General features: G+C 58.4%; 6 protein-coding genes. 3 read left to right on the plus strand and 3 right to left on the minus strand.

Annotation, left to right across the window (positions count from 1 at the left end; all coding sequences use genetic code 11):
• Positions 1–35 precede the first annotated feature (35 nt).
• The 3 genes from QCE63_RS32510 to QCE63_RS32520 all read right to left on the minus strand — a co-directional run bounded on the left by QCE63_RS32510 (position 36) and on the right by QCE63_RS32520 (position 12,297).
• Positions 36–9,350 carry a hypothetical protein gene (locus QCE63_RS32510; protein ID WP_309838860.1) on the minus strand — a complete coding sequence of 3,105 codons (9,315 nt, stop codon included), beginning with the start codon at positions 9,348–9,350 and terminating at the stop codon, positions 36–38.
• A 405-nt stretch (positions 9,351–9,755) separates the two neighbouring features.
• Positions 9,756–11,117, minus strand: coding sequence for a hemolysin family protein (locus QCE63_RS32515; protein ID WP_309838862.1), 1,362 nt, complete (start codon positions 11,115–11,117; stop codon positions 9,756–9,758).
• A gap of 61 nt (positions 11,118–11,178) precedes the next feature.
• Positions 11,179–12,297: a sensor histidine kinase gene (locus QCE63_RS32520; protein WP_309838864.1), complete on the minus strand. Its 1,119-nt coding sequence runs from the start codon at positions 12,295–12,297 to the stop codon at positions 11,179–11,181.
• Positions 12,298–13,006: 709 nt separating this feature from the next.
• Between QCE63_RS32520 and QCE63_RS32525 the strand changes: the two genes are divergently transcribed.
• The 3 genes from QCE63_RS32525 (at position 13,007) to QCE63_RS32535 (ending at position 17,294) form a co-directional block, all read left to right on the plus strand.
• Complete coding sequence (locus QCE63_RS32525; RefSeq protein ID WP_309838865.1) at positions 13,007–14,092, plus strand: glycosyltransferase family 2 protein; 1,086 nt, start codon at positions 13,007–13,009, stop codon at positions 14,090–14,092.
• A gap of 26 nt (positions 14,093–14,118) precedes the next feature.
• Positions 14,119–15,609 carry a N,N-dimethylformamidase beta subunit family domain-containing protein gene (locus tag QCE63_RS32530; RefSeq protein WP_309838867.1) on the plus strand — a complete coding sequence of 497 codons (1,491 nt, stop codon included), beginning with the start codon at positions 14,119–14,121 and terminating at the stop codon, positions 15,607–15,609.
• A gap of 413 nt (positions 15,610–16,022) precedes the next feature.
• On the plus strand, positions 16,023–17,294 hold the full coding sequence (locus QCE63_RS32535) for a flippase (protein ID WP_309838869.1): 1,272 nt from the start codon (positions 16,023–16,025) through the stop codon (positions 17,292–17,294).
• Positions 17,295–17,302: the final 8 nt, after the last annotated feature.

Genomic DNA, 17,302 nt, shown 5'->3' on the forward strand with positions numbered 1-17,302 from the left:
TGTCGTGCGCGATGCCGGCTGAGGCATCGCGCAGTTCATGCTGAGGGCTCTCCCTTGAACCATTTCCACATCAGTTTCTCACCGGGTTTCAACTGCGCGGCGCGGGTTGTGAAATCCTCGAATCTCGGCGGATCCGCCCGGATGTCACTCAGCACGACTACGAGGAACGAGAACAGGTCGGGGTCGGCCATTCTTGCGGCGGTGGCGCTTTCTCCTTCCGCGAGCTTCCGGTCCTCTCTCAGAAGACCTGAGATGTCGACACCCACCTCCTCTCCCGTCGCGTTCCATCCCCTCGCGTTGGCGTTGACGAACGCCGCCAAGGGTCGCGCTTCCAGCGGTTGACCATCGAATACGAACAGGTTGTACGTCAGCGACAGTTGATCGTAAAACACTTGTTTCTCCGCAGCAGAGAACTTCGTCAGATTCTGCTTGGCCGCCTCCATCAAAGCAGTCCACTTCCGGGCAATCCGCCTGTTCTTCGTTGTCGCGACAAATCCTTCACGAATAACGCTTCGACAGAACTCATTCGTTCGGACAAGATGGGCTGTGACGTCGAATATATAGGTCGCTGTGTCGAAGTTATCAGGTCGCATTGCCAGCGGTATGATGTCTTCTCGCGCAGCGTACAGGTGCGCTCCGGTATCCTCGCCTCTCTTGATGAAACCCGGCCCTGTTACGGCATCCACCCGCTGATTGTGCTCCGCGTCTACATCCTGCGGTTGGATCCCTGTGGTGGCATCACGTGCCTCGGCGATATCAAAAGCTGAACCCGCCATAGCGGACAGCCTGCGCCCTGCTTTACCGCCCAGGAACGCCACGTCGTCTGAAACGCTGATCTCAGTCAGAAATTCGATGATATTCGAGAGATTGTGTGCGAAGCCGTGGATCGTCGCCGGACTGGAGTCATTCAAGAATATCTGGAAGGCCTGTTTCACCTGCTCCTGGACATCTTGTGCATCGCTCATCGCGGCCTCTCGCGCCTGACGCAGCATGACAAGTGCATCGCTCTTCGCAATCCGCACTTCCGTCACCATGTATCTTGCCTGCGCCGAGGTCCGGTCGAGGCCGGCGCCTGCCCACGTCGGCGAAGCAGCCCCTCCGCCCCTTCTGGGCGAAGTGCTTGCAACCCAGTCGGCAAACCTTCGGCGAAGATATGACGGAAACGGGCTGGAAGCGTCGTCAAGGACGGCCGTGTCGAAATTCGTATCCCAGTCGATAACGTAATAGATGTCCCCAACCTTGATGTAGTGGATCGCGAGTTGCTGCCCGTCTACGTCGTACGAAAACTCGTTCCGGTAAAGATCGGGCCCGACTCGCGTAACCCCTTCCTCCGGCTTCACGGGCACTTTCGCAAGGGCCGCGATATTCGGAGGCAGAATTGCATTGTCCAGGAACGCTTTGAGAGAACGGGTATCCGAGAGCACCTCGAAGGCAGATCTGGTCCTGACGATCACCCTGCCCTTCGAGATCACCCCTCTGAAATTAAGCGCAAATGGATTCAACGGAAATGTGAAGGGGAAAAAAAGGTCGAACAGCAGGGTGAGGAACTCTCTGCCAAGCTTCGTGACCGATTTAAGCGGAATTTGAGCGATCACATGAGCGGCCAACTTTCGGCCGTTCAGACCCGTGCGTATGCCCAATTTCCACAGGCCACCAAGATTGGCATCCTTCACGATTTTAATCGAGGATCTTAACCATGGAACGACCGTGAGCAAGACGGTTGCTGCATCAACGATGATCGCAAATGGATCCACGTTGTGGTTCTTGTCCAGACTGGCTTTTCGAATCTGGCTGTAAAACACGACGAAGAAGCCAATCCACTTGTCCTTCGGCGAAAGTTCGTGCATGGACGAATGCAGCAGGTCGGCCATGTCGCTCAAATCTTTCTCCGTCTCTCTGAGAAGATAAGGTACGAGCTGGGTGCCGATGACAGAGTCAGCGGGTGGGCTGATCTTTTCTTTCTTCTCAAACCTTTTGATGTTCCTCCCACCACCCCGCGCGTGGTTCTCAAATTCACATTTGACTTTCCCGAAGTAGATGCCTGGACGCCCTTGTGCGCTGGTCAGCTCGGAAAGCGCCTCGACCATGAATGGTCGCATTGTCCTCAAAGCCGAGCTATATGCCTCGGTCAAGTCGGGAGAGTTGGGTATTTTGGGCAGCCATTCCATTCCTGTATGCCAGCTCTTTACTTCTTCTTCAACCTCCTTCCTCTGTTTTTCAAAGGTTTTCTTTACCGTCGGATTTTTCACGAAAAAATAGAACAAACAGGAATCGTCATTCAGCTGAATCAAATGTGCCCGTGCGGTCACTCCGACCCAATCGACATCAAGATTAACAATGGCCTTGACGTCGTACATTCGCCCGTATTGAAGCTGTACATTCTCCAGGCCGATTTTTATCATCAATCCCGCGTCGTAGGGGAGTCCTGTTGCTCTGTAATCCGTAAACTGTCTGTCATAGCGTTCGTATCGTTCGTCCCCCGAGCCAAACTGCGATGACGGCTTGATTCCAGCCATGGATAAGTAGGAAGCAGGCTTTTCGGGAAGCACAGCGAACGGGTGGAAGGACCGACCTTTCTCCAGAAAAGTGGTGTGCAAGCCGTTGTAGTGCCTTCCCCGCATGGTTTCAACGCTCTGCGAGGTCGTACTGATTGTGTAGATGCTCACTGCCAGGAAAGCAAGATCCGTGGTAACGAATTCGATCTTATTCGAGCCTCCCTCGTAGATTATTTCCCTCGCGGCAACGATACAGTCTGTTATGTCGGTGTAGCGGTCTTTGGGTTTTATTTTCCTGCTTTCTATCTCTGAGCCAACCGCGCTGATCAACTCATGAAATCTCGCGGTTTTCGAGAATTGCGTCCATAAATAATATCTCGCAGATACTGTCTCTGCATCCGCCGTGTCTCTGGAGACTCCTGCTTTTCCGCTTCGTTGGGCGGCAAGCGCGAGTTCCGCCAGCGCGCCTGAATAGTGAGCCCAGAGCGTCCGTTGATTGACTTCGTAAGCTCCCGCTCTCCAGTCGATCGCAAGAGCGTATTTCTCTTCAAGCTTCTTTCCTTTTTCGATGCCGGCCTGATAGGCGTCGAAGATTCGCTTGTAAAGTTCCGTGGATCCCAAATGATCACGCCGATCCTGCAGGACCTTCTTTTTGTCGTCCACTTCCGTCTGCGCCTTGTTCAACCAGATGAGGTATTCTTCTGCCCAGACCCAATCATGTGTCAGATCGTTCCATTGGAGCAGCCAGTCGAAACCAAGCTTGAAAAACGCTGGGACTTTTTCCACAGATGGTTTGCCGCCAAACACATACAGGGGGTCCACGTAGAAGACTTTACCCGCATTATTCTTTATTGCAGTTGTTTCGAGGATTGCTCTCGAAATCAGTGTTTTCTGTTCATCGACTTCAGCCAGCTCCGCGTCGATTTTCTCAATTGCATTGATCGAGTCAGTGGATTCGACAGCGTCGTCCATGATCGATTTGTCGATGTATTCCGAGAAGTCCTCCTGCATGATAATTCTTCCCAACTGCTCGATAATCCGGCGCGGAAACTCCTGTCGCCAGTCTCCGGATGTGATGTCGTGTGCAAAGAAGGCAAACAGCTGCGCAGTCAGTATTATGACAGTGCGCCACTTTTCATTCGCATCAGTGGATCGGTATTCCGCTTCGAAGCTGTTCAAGCACGCTGAAAGGATTTGCATCGTTTCAGCCGCGTTCCTCACTGGACGTTTGGCCCATTTCTTTTCAGCCTCCCGAATCAGCCTGACGCCAACTTCCCCTCGCGCCATCATGGTTCTCAGGCATTCAGTGAACCAGGAAGGAGCCGATCTCCCCTCCCAGTCCAGCGCCCAGACCTTGTTGGCAAGGCGCAGGTTCACGTCGCACACGGTTCCATCGCCGAACGACGCACTCAGCACCCCCTCGGAAACGTTCCTCCATTGGAACTGCCAATATCTCCCTGCAAAGCAGATCAGCAGATCGGACTGTCCGTCCAGAAGATCGTAGTACAGACTCCCGTCTTGCCCTCGCTGCTGACCTTGAGCGCCGTATGCTCCGTCACTGCCGAATGTACGCCCCAGTTCCAGCAATGCGGCCGAGGCCGTCGTGTTGCTTGCACTGGACGGGTTGCGCATCCCATCCAGCTTTCCTTGATCGTTCATCACGGACGGAAGCAGTCCTTCTGTCTTGCTGAAAACCACATGCAGGATTCGCTTCTGACCTTCGAATGTGTAGTCGAAGTGTCCGTGATAGGTTAGATCGCGGCTAGCGAAGGCGCCGCTTTCATGATCCGATTCCTTCAGATCGACCGGCCGATATTCATCATTTTTAAAGTAGAAATAGGCATTTTCGGCCTGAATATACCCGGCTTTATCAATGCGAAAGTAGACTTGGTGACCCAGCTTTTTCGGATGCGCTCCTACCGTAGTACTATGAACTGCATCTGCCTTCGAAAATCTACGCTCGATAACCTGGTCAACAAGGCTTTTCGTGGAAGGCACCAAAAGCGGTTCTATCCTGGTGTGATAGCGCGCTTCAAATCTGTGGAAATCGTCAAGGGAATTGAATATGTGCACATCGCCGTTCGCGAAGACGGCGGGCATCCAGCCTCGATCTTCATCAAGGACAAACATCGCCTTTTCATTGGAATTTTTTCCGTAAGTCACGTACCCGGCAGCGGTGAATGTGGATGCAACATTTGAGTCAGGCTGGAAAATTTTCCACCAGGTCAAAGGCCAATACAGACGAACCGCTTTGATCAGATAACCCGACCGCAGGGTCCAGAACACACGTTTGTGATCACCAGGATTTCTTCTTATGAGTTTCCCGTGGCCTGAATAACTATCCTTCTTATCCTTTGCATACAGAAATTCATCCAGCAAAGAGCGCGGACCTCGTTGCAGGTCTTTCGAATGTTCCACGTAGTAGAGAGGCGCCTCCGGGGTTATCCCAGGGTAGGTACCGCCGTCCCACTTCTTGGAGACTCGCCATCGCAACGATTCGGCGTAAACCACGTCTACCACAGTGTGTTCCCCCAGAGCGAGGTTGGCGAAATACCTGATCGAAGGGTCTATCTCGAAAGGATTTCCACCGAAGCGGTTACGCTGCAGCTGGCTGATCTCGAAGAACTTCGCCTCAACGGGGACGTAATATTTTTTGTCGGCATAAACGCAGAGCACGTCGTCAATGTTATCCGGCATGGTGACGCGCTTGTCGTCGAGCTTGCAGCCTTCGTAGTCATCCAGATATTTTGCCAGCGCGGAGCAATCGCGCCCCGTATTTGATGCCGCTACCGCGCGCTTGACCACCTGATGCGCTGTCGACGAACCGGCTTGCGGCTCGGCAACGGATTGCTTCGGCAGATTCGCCGCGTCTTGTTCCCTTCGAAGCCATGTGCGCGCCAATGATCCCAAGACGAACACTCCGCCAGATACGAGAAACGCCACGCCGGCGATCTGCGGGATGCGGCCGGACGCCCCGCGCCTTGGAACAGCGTCAGCCTCAGGGACGACCGGAAGGCCGGCAACGTGCTGACTGTCCGCGCCCATGGGTACCCAAGCGATCTCCTCGGCAGAATTCGTCTGGACGTCATGCAAGTCCGCCGAGGCGTTTCGTCGGCGCGGAAATGGCGATCGGCACGTGTACCAAGAATAAATGAGCGCGAGAAGGCAAAGCACGGCAAGGCCTGCGCCGATAGCGGTTCCCGTCCACCGCCGAGCCGGATGGTCCAGTTCTTTTACCACCGCTTCGAGTTGTGCGAACGTCAGCTGGAAGTCGGAGAGCTGGTACCTGAGCGTTTCAGCTTCCGCAAAGGGATAGGTGCCTGCCTCAATGACATCCAGTAGCGCCTGAACTTCGCGCACCAGATACTCGGCCTCGAAGCCTTCCACGTCCATTTCCAATGCTTCGGCTTCGAGCGTGCCTCCGAGCATCTTGTGAGCGTCGGTGACGAACCAGCGCTTGTCGCGGAACGTGATGGCAGGCCCGGTCAACCCGCCCATGTGTTCCGATGCCCCTGGCTTCAATAGACGCAATATGTCGTAGCTGCTGTCGAATACGATTTCGAATGTTCTTCCCTCCACACGGATATACCGGCTGGCGCCGTGATGGTAAATGCCGCAGGGGTCCGGCGAACCGTCCTTTGTTAAAGCCCTGTTCTCTTCCGACAGCTGGATCCCGTGATGCTCGTATTCAACCGCGAGAGCCCCATCGACCAAGCTGAACTCGGTGGGCTGCGCGCCACGTAGCCACGCAAACGCGCGTTTGATCGATGGCATTGACGCGATGCTGCCTCGCGCTTGCCGGAGTAACGGCTCAGCAGCCGCGCCGACCTTCGGAGCCAATGCAAGCAAGGCGGCATGCAACGATTTCGCCTGGGCCTGAGCCACGTCCAGGCGGGCGTCGATGTCGTTCCTGGCGTCGGGCTTCGTCTGCTCGGAGAACCCGAACTGGACAAGCTGGTGGAACCCGCCCCTGAGCGATGCGGCGACCTGTCCTGCAAGCGCCTGTCTCAATCGGACAATGGAAGGCGCATTACTCTGCGCCAGCATCGGACTCAGCGCAACGCTCCAGTCGAACCACGAATCTGCCTGCGGGAGTTCGCGCTTCAGCAGCTTCCGTGCGTCATCGAGATCAGGAAGAAGCGGAGCCAGCGTGGCCAGTGGCCCGGCCCATTCGTAGCCAAGCTTGCGCAGCGTCGCCAGCGTGGTCGTCAGCGCCTGGAGCCGTTCGGCGCGCCTGAAAGAGTCGGCGCGAACCAACAGATAAACGTCCAGGGTGAGATGGATCTCCCAGATGTGACTGCCGATCTGCTGCACGATGGCGGCACCCACGCGTATCCAGCTCGTTAGCGCTGGAGAATCGATGGCGAACTTTTTGACGCTTTCCGTCAATTCCGCCGCGCTCGGATGGGTGCTGAGGAGCGTTCGTGCTAGCGCTGTCGCGAAGGCCCGGCATGACTCCCGGTCCGCCGCCGTCACGTTGCGCGCGTAGGCTTCCGGAAACTTCTTCAGCATGGGTCCGAGAAGAATCGAATACAGAGCGTCCGCAAGCAGCGCCATGACTGGATTGGCCGCGCGAGCATATCTCACGGCCATGCTTCGAGACATGTTCTCGAGTGCCTCGACAATGGCCGTCATGGTGCACCGGCGAATTGCTTCATCTTCGTCGGTCAAGGCCAGACTGAGGCCGATGCCCTGCTCCACTACCGTTCCAATACCGTAACCAACCGGGCTTTCAACATGGATCAGGCTAACGGACAATGCCTGTTGAGCGGCCCCGGCCGCTTCGCGCGAACACAGCACAGAACGGATGCTGGAGAGTGTCAGGTTATTGCCATTGATCAACGGCAGGAAACGCTTCAATAGCGCCATCACAGCATCGTTCTGGACCACGAGGCTTCGCCAACGCTTCACCGTGTCGCTGTAAGAGCCAATCAGCAGGTGCAGTGTGTCGGCGTTGACCAGATGCTCCCGCAGCCATGCGCGCTGATTGTCCCAGGATCCTGTCGCCGGAAATCCGCTGATCTGCCGAAACAGCCTTACCGCGTTTTGCGTCGTTTCCTTGTATTGAATGGGCACGCCCGACAGGATCAGCTTTTCGGCTTCAGGATGAGCGAGCCATCCGAGTAACGCGCTCAGCTTTCCCGCCGTCGAACCCGCGTCCGCGGAATCGGGCAGGTTCTTTCGCTCGGGCTCCAGTGATTGGAGTATCGAGTCTGCCAGTCCCGAAAGCTGCTCCAGCGCCTCTGACAACGCGGTTCCTTCGCCCCGCATGCTCATGAGCCCATGCACGAACGCCTCGAACGTGGCCTCGCGATGAATCTGCTTTTCCAGCAGGCCCACGATGTCCAGCGCCTGTGCCATGGTTCCGATCACGCGTGCGCTATGCCCGCTTGCGTCAGCACCCAATGACTGCCGCACGAAAGGTTTCATTGTCAGCCGCTGCAACGCACGCAGCGCCTTCGCGATCTGCTCCAACATGCCCGCGTTTGTGTCCATCGAGCCGAATGCGAGCGCGTCCGACAGCGTGTTCAACGTGACGGGCACATCAACGAGGGATGAGCGGAATGACTCCGGAAGCTGCTCGGTCTCCGATATCAGGCGAGAGATCAGGTTGAGCTTCTGCCGCAGTGATTCGTCGCCTTGCACGATCGAGGTCAGACGCGCATGGATTCCCTGACCGGCGTCGAAGCTTTTGCTCAGGCCGGCGAGCATCTCCGTCGCCGCCCCGAGCGATGCCACGAGTGGTTCGCCCAGCAACAATTTCAATGCGCGCAGGTCCAGTGCCTTGCTGACCTGTGTCAAGGCGTCGCTGGCATTTTTGGCTTCAAGCGTTGCGCCCAGCATGGTGCGAAGTTCAGTCAGCTCGCTATACCATTGACCCACCTGGGATTCGATATCGAGAGCCGAGTCCAAATGGGTGGAAAGCCCGCGCATGTCGATCAGTCCTGCGGAGACGAGCTCCTGCATGCTCGATAACCCGTCCGCGATGCTGCGAACCTCACTCAGTTCCTTGAAGCGCAAGAGCAATGAGCTGACCTTGCCGCGATAGGCCTGCAACTCAACGTGCGAACGGGGCAAGGTATTGAGGAAGTTCCGCAAAGCCTGCGGCAGTTTGAAGGCTTCGTTATCGAGGGTGGACTGGATCGCGGCGATCATCGCGAGATCACCGCTTTCCACGGAGGACAACTGGGACTCGAAGTGCTCAATCGCTTGATAAGATGCCGTGAACTGCTTTTGAGCCTCGCTGGCGTAGGCAATCCAATCTCTAAAGCTGTCGGGCAGATAAGCGACTGCGCTCTTGCATTTCTGCAACGCCGATGCGATCAGTCCGGGCTTGTCGTGCCAGGCCAGTTCCGGATTGTTCATGGCTTGCCGGATCGAATCGCACAGATTCCAGAGCTGGTCCACCTGTTCGAGTGCATCGCATGTCGCGCTGACTTTTCTTTGCGCAGCGTGGGGAAGCAAAGGCGCGCATTTCCGCATGAATGCAATCAGGTCCGTGAGTATTCCGGTCCATTCCCTCTTGTCCGATGTGCGAATGCGCGCATGGATCTGTTTCAGATCGGCGTAAGCGGCTTCCATGTCGCGATAATTCGCAAACAGCGCCGTCACGATCTCGAAAGCCATCTGCCCGGCCAAGGGCATCAGGACATCGATGAACCCGCCCGGGCTGGATGCAAGCGTTTCATCGCTGCCTTCTTCCGAGTCTTGCGCGGCTTCATTCGCGGCATCCGAGCGCATGCCGAAAGCATCGCGCGCGTCATGTCCGGAAACGATTCGATGCCTGCTGCGGCGCGATCTGAGAGAACTTGCATCGTTCGGGTTTGTCTCTTGATCGACCTGGGCACGCAGCATGAAACGAGCTCCTATGCAAAGAGATAAGACGGCACAATCCGGGCAAACATCACGCAGGCGCGGTGAAGCACGCGTCGGGAACGCGTAATCGGGGAGAGGCGTTGAATGCACAGGCCGGCCGGGGCCGGCGTCAGATCGTTGAGAGCGATCCGTGATGAATCGCGAAAGACTGTGCAATGTCGGTCGGTGGTTCTTTGATTGTTATCGTACCCGGACCCTGTCGCGTGGCTTAACCCGCGACACTAATCGACAATGCACAAGCAAGCATCTGACGGAAAAGTTCTGCTTTCCGGCAGTTGTCAACCGGTTGATCGAGTTATCAACCGGTATAACTTTGTTATTGCAGGGTGATTTGATTCAGCAGCGGATGCGTTGTTGCGCCAATCGAAACCGATCAGCGCACACTCACTCCGTTTCTTCGAGCGCTTCTTCCCGTGGATAAACCCGCACCAGCACGATACGCGGTCCCTTCATCTTCTTCACCACGATATCGAACTGGTCGAACTCCACGCGCTGCCCTTCGCTCGGCAGGTCGCCCAATGCATTGATGACGAGGCCACCCACCGACTCGGCGCGCCCTTCGTCGATATCGATGCCCAGCGCCCGTTCAAGCGACACGACAGGCAAACTGCCCTTGCCCATCAATGTGCCGTCGTCCATGCGCGACCAGTCCGCATCGCCTTGACGGAACTCGTCGTGGATCTGACCCACGAGCGCACCGAGCAGGTTGTCGAGCGTGATGAAGCCGATCGGTTTCGCGTCCTTTCGCCCCACGATGGCCAGATGCGGCGCGCCCTTGCGGAAGCGGCGGAACAGTTCGAGCGCCGAGAGATTCGGCGCCACATATTGCACCGGCCGCACATGACGGGAGAGTTCATCGAGCTTGCCGGCTTGCTTCGTGAGATGAAAGTTGAAGCCGCGTCCCTGGCCGTCGCCCGCGAGCAGCAGATCCTTCAAATGAATCATGCCGACCACGCGTTCGCCCGATGCATCCGCGTACAGCGGATAGCGCGAGAAACGATGCCGTGAAATCACGGCAAGGTTATCGCGCATCGGCAGGTCGTTGCGCAGACCAACCAGTTCGTGCGCGGGACGCATCAGGTCGGACACAGTCATGCGGCTGAAATCGAGCGAATGCGCGATGGTGTTCCACTCGTCCTCGTTATACGAGGACGCGCCGCCGTGACGCCGGCCGCGCAGGATCAGCTTCAATTCATCCGTGGAGTAATGCGTGTCGTGACCGTGTTCCTCCGACATGCCGAAGAGACGCAACACAAAGTTCGCACTCGAGTTCAGCACCCAGATGAACGGATACATCAGCCAGTAGAAGCCGTACAACGGCATGGCGAGCCACAGCCCCACTTGTTCCGAGCGGCGGATGGCCCACGACTTCGGCGCAAGTTCGCCCACCACGATGTGCAGGAACGAAATGACCGTGAAGGCGAAGAACAGCGAGATGGATTCGATGAGCTTTTCCGACTCCACGCCAATCAGCGCGAACAGCGGATGCAGCAAGGTCGCGAATGCCGGTTCGCCGATCCAGCCGAGACCGAGGGAAGCCAGCGTAATGCCGAGCTGGCAGGCAGACAGATAGGCGTCGAGCTGCCCGTGAACCTTTGCGAGCAGACGGCCCGGCAGGCCGTTGGTCCGCGCGATTGCCTTGACGCGCGTGGGCCGCAGTTTGACGAGCCCGAACTCCGCCGCGACGAAGAAACCATTCAACGCGACGAGCAACAATGCGCCGATCAGCGCAACGACCTGAGCCAAGGCAACTCTCTTCGAAAGTGGAAAGCGTCAGTATAGAGGCGACAGCAAATCGAAAGTAAACTCACATCCCTGCGACAGGAATGCGCACCGACAGCGTCACCTCGGCGTTGTCCGCAATGTCGCTCTGTTCGAAGCCGCCGCCATGCGCCTCGGATACGCGCTTGCACAACGCGAGCCCCCACGCGATGCGCCCGCCTTCACGCGGTTCCAGCGCCTGGCGGCGCGCGAACGCTTCGAGCACATGCGGGGACGCCGTGTCGTTGAGCGCCTGCGCGGACGCGGTGAAGCGCACATCGGTCCGCCACATGCTGCCTTCGATATTGCTGGCCGCCCGTACGGCCGCGCCGGCCGGGACCGCCTCGGCGGCGAACGCCAGCATCAGCCACAGCGTTTGCAGAAGGCGCTCTGCGTCACCTTCCACTTGTTCTTCGGCGAGCGGCGTGTCGAGCTCGATGGTCACGCCGCGCGCATTTGCCACACTCGCACGCGCCAGCGCCGCGCTTTGCTCCAGCAGCGGACGCAACGCGACCGGCGCCACCGCGACCTGCAAGGCCTTGGTTTCGGCGCGCGTGGTATCGACGGATTGCTCGATCAGCTTCACCTGCTGTTCGACGCCCGAACGAATGCCGGCCAGTGCGCGTTGCGCAGCGGGATCGTTTGCGTCGACCTTGCGCTCGAGTACATAACCCCAGCTGTGGATGGCGTTCAGCGGACCGCGCAGATCATGCGACACGATGGACAGCACATGGTCGCGCATGAAGAGCGCGGCCTCGGCGCGCAGATGCGCGACACGGTCGAGGGGTTCTTCACTGCGTTCCGACGCTGACGGCGACACGATCAGCGTGACGCAATCCTGGCCCGGCAACGCGATGATCGCAAAGGAACGCGTTGCAGCGTCCCCGCCGATGCTCACCTGCGCGCGGCGCGTGCCGTTGCCGGCCAGCGCGGCGTCGGCGGTTTCGCCGAGCACGGCGGCGAGCGGACCGGGCAACGGCGTTTCCGCCAACGCACGGCCGTTCAATGCAGCGGAATCGAGATCGAAGAGATGAGCAAAGACGGCGTCGGCCGACAGGCACCGCTGAGCGGCGTCGAGCACCAGCACGCCGTCGTTTCCTGCAACGGCCGCGTCGAAGGTCTGCGCGCCGCCCGTTTCGACCGTACTGGAAAAAGACGTTGTCACGGTTATGGGTCCTTGCTGTAGGGCTATCGCGGTTAAAGTCAAGGGAAGGCAACGCTTCGCAACGACGGTGAAAACCTGCGGATCACGAGGACAGACGGCCCTCGTGAATGGATTCTGCAAGTCATTATATGTGAGTGCCTCCTGTGCATGCTGCCGCCCTACGCGCTCGTTTCCCGTCCGAAGCCGACGCGCAAACGTTACACGTCATCACGTTCGGCGCTCCGCTGAATTCAGCGGACAAGCTTCCAGTCCGTAAGAACCGGGCGCTTCGGGCTTGCAGCACGTTTCGCTCCTGACATAAAGCGGCGTTACTCGTCTTCCGATTTTTTAAACACACGTTACAAATTCACGGGTTATCTGTTTTGATATAACCACGGAGCGCATTTAATCGAAGCGCGCACGCAGAACTTGAGCGGCGCCCGCAAACGCAATGGCGACGGGGCACTGAAGGTATCGATGAGTGATTGGCAGCGTTTTGAACGGACATACTCGATTCAAGGGGCTTAGCGTCCGCTTTCAAATATGCGGCGCCGCGCAAATAAAAAATAAATCGGCAGCGGCCAATTTCCATGCGTGCGTACGCGAACATTCCCGGCTTACAACTGCCTATAGGATTCCACCTGACCAATGACGCATTGGACAGCCGGCGCGCATGAACCGGCCTCTGCCACGGTGGCCTCAATACCAACACTAACCGGTGACACGAGCTATGACACGCGTCCACAACGGTACTCGCAAGACCCTGCTGTCGGTGATCATCCCCGCGTATAACGTGGAGCATTTCATCGCCGCCTCGCTGGCGTCGGCGCTCTCGCAACCGCGCTCGGAGGAGATCGAGCTCATCGTCATCGACGACGGTTCCACTGACCACACGCTCGAACGCATTCTCGAGGTACAGCGCACGGAGCTGGGCCGCCACATCCGTGTGATCCATCAGGAGAACCGCGGCGTGTCTGCCGCGCGCAATCGCGCGATTGCCGAAGCGACGTCGCCCTACATCGGCTTCCTCGATTCGGACGATGTCTGGTCCGAGGACTTCACGCAGAAGATCATGCCGTTGCTGGACCAGAACGTCGCCGACATCATCGAGTTCAATGTCGGGATCATCAATTCGGCAGGCAAGGTGATCGACAAGGTTCAGTTGATCGATCCCGCGACCGCCGGCACGCGTCCATGCAATCTCGATGCGCTGCTGGACTTCGCCCGCGTCTATCAGGTGTTCCCGGCGGCGCGCGTGTACCGGCGCGCGTTGTGGGACGGCATCGAGTTTCCCGCGGGCCGCGTGTACGAAGATGCCGCGGCCATTCCGCTCGTCTATGCGCGCGCCAGCACGCTGTTTCGTCTCGCCGACAATCTCTACTTCTATCGGCGCCGCGCCGGCAGCATCACGACGCGAGCAACGCCCTATACGGTCACGTCGCTCACGATCTGCGCCGAAGAAACCATGGAACGCTGCAATGGCGGCCCGCTCGATGCCTTCTGGCTCGCGATGTTCCACAAGGTCTTCTCGTACGCGTGCCATCAGGCGGCGCGTGTCGATGCAAATGCGTTCGCCGAAGCCATCCGGACCGTCGAGGCCACTGCCGCGCACTATCGCGCGTTCGCGGTGAATCGGCGGGATACGCCCAGTGAGTTGTTGTTCCACAAGAAGATCGTCGCGGATCGCCGCTGGTTCCAGGCCAAGCGCGTGGTCAAGCGGGTACTCGGACTCGAACTGCGTCCGCCTGCCGCGCCGGCGCGCGCCGTGCCGTCCGCCAATCTGCGCGGGCGTCCGTCCGCGGGCAGTCAACAATGATAAGAATGTCGTAAGGGGCCTTCAGCATGCAGATCTACCCGAAGAGGCCCGGCTTCACCGCGGGCGAGTCGTTCGAACTCGCGGTGCAGCCGGGTTCGCGTTTTTCTGTCGCGATCTATCACCAGGGCAATGACGAAAGGCTGACCAGCATGGGCGGCATCGTCGTGCAGCCGGGCGGCGCCGTGCAGGCACAGTTGCAGAACGGCAAAACCGTCTTCCAGTCGCCGGGACGCGCGGGGCACCCGCGTCACGATGAAGACTGGAACTGGCCGACCATTTCGATCAGGCCGAATGCCGACGACATCGAAAGTGGCGCCTACGTTGCGATCGCCTACGAAGTGGGCGCGAACGGCGAGCCGCTCGATGAACTGGGCCGTCGCGCGGCCGCGCACAAGCCGATCTTCGCGGGACCGCCCGCCTCCGACAGCATGGCGCTCATCATCGCGCGGCCCCGCAAGCCGTCTGCGGAGATTGCGTACATCGTGCCGATCAACACGTACCACGCTTATAACTCGATGGGCGGCGGCTGTTATTACGGCGACCCGATTCACCGCACGCAGCCGCAAACCACGGTGAGCGTTCAGCGTCCGGGCGGCGGCCTGGGTGCACAACTCGGCGAGCCGACCGATCCTTATGATCCGCGTTCGCCGCGTCAGCAGTTCACGCACTGGGATGCAAAGTTCATTCGCTGGCTGCGCGCGGAAGGCATTGCGTGCGACTTCTACACGGATCACGACCTGCATCGCGGCACGGATCTGAAGCTCGAGAACTATCGCTGCATGCTGAGCGTCGGACATCACGAATACTGGTCCACGCAGATGCGTGAGCGCGTGGCGCAGTTCATCGCGCAAGGCGGCAATCTCGCCATCTTCAGCGGCAATACCTGCTTCCGTCCGATCGACTTCGGCGAAGCGCCGATCAACGGCGACTATACGGTGATGAATCGGCTCGGCGAGAAGTGGCCGGGTTATGACGAGTCCAGTCTGATCGGTCTGAGTTACGCTTATGGCGGCGGCAAGTATGGCGTATGGAAGCGTTTGCGCGGCGGCTGGATCAAGCGCGAACGCGAGGCGATCGGATACACGGTGCGGCAAGCGGACCACTGGATCTTCGCCGGTACGGGTCTCGTCAATGGGCAGACCTTCGGCGCACAAGACCGCCTCGTCGGCTATGAAGTCGATGGCGTGCCGCCCGAGCCGAATGGTTTCGTGACGCTCGCGGACACGGTGCGGTTGACCGGATGGGACATGGGCGGCGTCGGCGCGATGGGCATGTTCCAGCCCGATCGCAATGCAGGCCCGCGACAAGGTCTCGTCTTCAACGGCGGCACGACCGACTGGCCGCGCGTGCTGATGGACCCGGAAGCGGAGAGCCGTGTGATCGTCGATCAGATCACGCGCAACGTGGTGCGCCGCTTCATCGGCATGCAAGCCCGCGTCATTGCGCGCACGGACGTGGCAGCGGATGAGCCGCCCGCATGCGCCGTGGAACGAGCAAGAGACGGTGCTCTCGTCTGACCGGAAGCGTGCAGCCCGTACTCGCTTCTTGCCTGCGCCCTAACAGGGTTATGCCGGATTTTCAATTGCTCAAAAGCGTTGCGAATCCTGCATTGCGTGGGCCAACCCACTGATGATTGCGGCCGCGGCCTGTCAAATGCATACGGTAGTACAAGAGCCGCCGTCATCGGGTTATCAGGTGCCCGGAACCGGTGCGTTCTGTGCAGCATCCGTTCACTCGACCCGGGCGGCGCCCGGGTGTGCAGACAGCTTTTCCCGCATACCGCATTGACGGCGCGGCCTACAAGCGAAACTATTCGCCTGTGACGCTGTCATGTTTAGGCCCACCGCTCAGGCGCAAACGCGCGACGTTTGCGATCTTTGCCCCTCAGTCATCAAGATCACGCACAGCTCCAAGCCGGGAAAACCGTTCAATGGCTTCATTCAAGAAGAACTTTACGATTTTGATGACGCTGCAGGTATCCACCTACCTTGCACCGCTTTTGACGTTGCCGTGGCTCGCGCGCGTGCTCGGGCCGAGCGAATATGGACGCCTTTCGTTCGGCCTGGCATTTACCGCCTATTTCATTTCACTCACGAATTACAGCTTCTCTCTTACCGCTACCCCGAAGGTGTCCATCAATCGCGAAGACCGTGCGTTGCGTTCGCAGGTCTTCTGGGAAACGATCCTTACCCAGGCTGCGCTGGCCGTTGCCGGCCTGATCGTGCTGATCGTGCTGACCTCCGCCATTCCTTATCTCGAAGAGAACCGCGAGCTGCTGTTGCTCGGCTACGGCCAGGCCATCGGCGCCATGCTGATCCCGACGTGGTACTTCCAGGGCATCGAAGATCTGGGGATGCTGAGCGGCTTCGTGTTCGTGGGCCGCGCGCTCAGCATTCCCGCGATGTATCTGTTTGTGCGCCAGCACGACGACGCCTATATCGCGATGGCCGTGAATGCGCTCGTCCCACTTTTGTCCGGCGTCGCAATTTGCATTTATTTGTATTTTCGACACGAGCTCGATTTCGTCAGAGTATCGTTCAAGACCATCATTGAACGTCTGAAGGAAGGTTGGAGCGTGTTCATCGCGACGTCGCTGGTGGACATCTATGCCTCGAGCAACATCGTGTTGCTGACGTTCATCTCGGGCAATGTGGCAGCGGGGTACTTCGCCGCGGGCGACAAACTGATCCGCGCGGCATTGAACATGCTACAGCCGCTCAAGACCGCCGCTTATCCGCGTGTCAGTTTCCTCATGCACCACGCCAAGGATGATGCGTTCGCGTTCTTGCGGAAGATGTTCGTATTGCAAGGGTCGATCGTCTCGCTCATATCGCTCTGCATCTTCTTCGCTGCTCCGCTTGCAGTAAAGCTCTTGTATGGTCCGCAGTTCTTGCCTACGGTAGAAGTGCTGCGCTGGATGGCGTTCGTGCCGCTCATGGCCGGACTCTCTGATCTCTTTGGCGTTCAGACGATGCTCCCGCTCGGTATGAAGAGTCATTTCAGCCGTGTGCTGATTGGTTCGGCGGTACTGAATTTCGCCTTGCTTGCCGTGCTGGCGAAGCTCTTCGGCGAGCAGGGTGCGGCGGCTACGGTGCTGATCGTCGAGACCTGTGTAGCTGGTGCGATGGCCCTGACGCTGCATCTGCAGAAGGTGCCGTTCCTGCGCCGGCCGATCACCGAGAGCGCGGGATCGGGCACGTGATCGCGTTA

This window comes from Caballeronia sp. LZ065 (assembly GCF_031450975.1).
Taxonomy (GTDB): Bacteria; Pseudomonadota; Gammaproteobacteria; order Burkholderiales; family Burkholderiaceae; genus Caballeronia.